Consider the following 2,677-nt stretch of genomic DNA (forward strand, 5'->3'; position numbering starts at 1 on the left):
GCCCTGGCGTCACGCGGCTTCAGGCTGCTGTTCGTCCAGCGTGCCGGACTTGAGCGCTCGGCTGGCGATCCCCGACATGCTCTCCGCCAGCGTCTGGACGGAGCGGGTGACGGTCTGCGTCTCCTCCACGACCTTCAGCGTGCGCCGCATCTGGCCGGACAGCTCCTGGATGGCCTGGGCAATCTGATAGGTGCCCGTGTCCTGCTGGGCCACGGCCTCGGTGATCATCCGCACGCTGCCGCTGGTGTCGCCGATGATGCCCGTGAGCTTCTGGAGCTGCGATCCGGAGGTGCGCACCGCGTTGAGGCTGACCTGGACGCGCTGTTCGCCCTGCTCGCTCATCTTCGCCGTCTCCCGCATGGTCGCGCTCACGCCGTCGAGCACGTCGCGGATGCGCTGGGTGGCCCGGATGGACTGGTCCGCCAGGCTGCGCATCTCCTTCGCCACCACGCTGAAGCCCTTGCCGCTGTCGCCGTTGCGCACCGCCTCGATGGCGGCGTTGATGGCCAGCATGTTGGATTGATCCGCCAGCGTCTTCACGTCATCCACGATGCCGGACACCTCCCGGGTGCGCTCGTCCAGCGCCAGGATGCGCGCGGCCATCTCCGACACCTCGGAGCGGATGGCCGCGAGGTCCAACAGCGTGCGGTCGATGGCCGCGCCACCCTCGCGTCCCACCCGCTCCGCGCTCTCCGCCGAGGCCGCCAGCATGCGGGCCTTGTCGGCCGTCACGTGCGAGCCCTGGCGGATCTCCTGGACCGTCTGCTCCAGCTCCTGGAGCGCCGACGCCTGGCGGCTGATGCCGGCGGTCTGCTCCTCGCTGGTGGTGCGAAGCTGCTGCACGACGGCGGCGAGCTCATCCGCGCCTCGGCCCATGCTCTGGGCCAGGGCCCGCACCTCCTTGCGCCGCGCGTCCAGCAACTGGGCGTGCTCCGCCAGCGAGCGCACCACCAACGAGGACCGGCGCGCCACGATGCCCACGAGCGACAGCGTGACCGCGAGGAAGCCCCAGTGCACCTGGCTGTCGGTGGCCTCCATCAGGCCGAGCATGGGCAGCGTGCTGAGCAAGAGGACGAAGGTGAGGACGCAGAGCCCGGCGACGAAGATGCGCGCATCCACGTCACCCCGCAACGCCTGGATGGCCGCGACGGCGACGCAGACCATGAGGCCGGGGAGCGAATAGAGGATGAAGGCGGGCAGGAGCCGCCACACGGCCCCCAGGTCGATGAGCGCGAGCACGGCCTGGAAGACGGCGGGCACGGTCACCACCGCCGCGAACCGGCGGAACCAGCGCAGCTTGTCCGGACCCGCGGTATCGGAGATGAACCACGCGAGCCCCGGCAGCACCGCGTACGAACCCAGCAGCGTGAGGACGCTCCCGCTGGCCTCCGCGTTCCAGAGCGCGGTGGACATGGTGCTGGAGCCGAGCAGGAGCATGCCGGAGCCCACGGCGAAGACCGCGAGCGCGACGAGCAACCGCTGCTGGCGGCGCAGGATGGCGGCGCCCAGGGACGTCAGGCCGATGGCCATCAGCAGCATGCCCATGACAAAGGGCGGCAGGCCCCGGCGCGCCTCCGCCGCGAGCAGGTCATAGCGCCCGCCCACCCGGGCATCGCGCGTGACGCCGATGGCCGGCCCCGTGCCCTGGATGCGCAGCAGCACGTGCCGGCCCACGCTGGAGGGGGGCAGGGGCACCACGTGCCAGGCCATGTTCGCCATCGTCTCCTTCCCCTGGGGGGCCAGCTTCCCGCTCGCGTGGATGCGCTGCCCGTCGGCGTAGGCCTCGAAGGCGTTGGCGACGTTGCCCAGGAAGAGCGCGGGTTCGAGCCACGGGCCCGCGGGCACCGGGATGCGCAGCCAGAGCATCGTGCGGTCCCCACGCTCCGGCGGCTCCTTGAGCGCGGTCATGGGCTGCCAGCCCTCCGTCGTCTCCGCCTGCTTCGCCCAGGTGGGCACGCCGTCGGGTTCAATGGGTGAGTCGCCCCAGCGGAAGCGCCAGCCCTCGAGCGCGGGCACCGTCGTCGTCGCCTGCGTCGGCTCCGCGTGCGCGGCGGGGGCCCACGCGAGGACGAGCAGCAGCGCGGAGCCCACCAGGGCCGCGAGCCGTGAAACGTTCCCGTGCCGGGTGTTCTTGAAACGAGCGAACCCGTGATGGAGGTCGAAGGTGAAAAGGCAGGATTGACCCATTTGAAACAGATGCTCTAGCGCCTGGGGGTCCTCTGTAAAATGGGTCCCCGATGCCTCCCCGCCTTGCCTGCTGGCTCGGGCACGCGCTCTCCGCATGGGAACCCGTCGCTGATCAGGCCCGTAAAACATGTAACCGGTGTCTGGGTTTTTCATGTGACGCCCTGCCTGGAGGGTGTCTCACCGGGTTGTCTCACGCGGGAGGCTGTTCTCTGTCAGGGCGTGTCCGTGGCCGCGACCGGGTTCCCTTCGGTGGGGACCTGATGCGTCGGGTGCGGAGAGACGGCTGGCGCTGGATCCGGGCCTGGGCTGCCCCACACGGAGCGGACTCCGAAGTAGCCTTCGACTTCACCGTGCGTGTCACCTCCGCGCGGCTTTCCTTCAGGAGACGCCATGGATTCCCCCTCCGCCCGCAGGGGCACGCCGCACCGGGGCTGCACGCTGAGCGGGTTCGTGGAGGGGGAGGGGCCTCCGGTGGTGATGATCCAGGGGG

Annotated in this window: 1 protein-coding gene; it reads right to left on the minus strand. The window is 70.5% G+C overall.

The features are described from left to right. Nucleotides 1–9: 9 nt before the first annotated feature. Nucleotides 10–2,187, minus strand: a complete 2,178-nt coding sequence (locus D7Y13_RS40600) for a methyl-accepting chemotaxis protein (RefSeq protein ID WP_120631018.1) — start codon at nucleotides 2,185–2,187, stop codon at nucleotides 10–12. Nucleotides 2,188–2,677 lie beyond the last annotated feature (490 nt).

The organism is Corallococcus praedator, assembly GCF_003612125.1.
Classification (GTDB): Bacteria; Myxococcota; Myxococcia; order Myxococcales; family Myxococcaceae; genus Corallococcus; species Corallococcus praedator.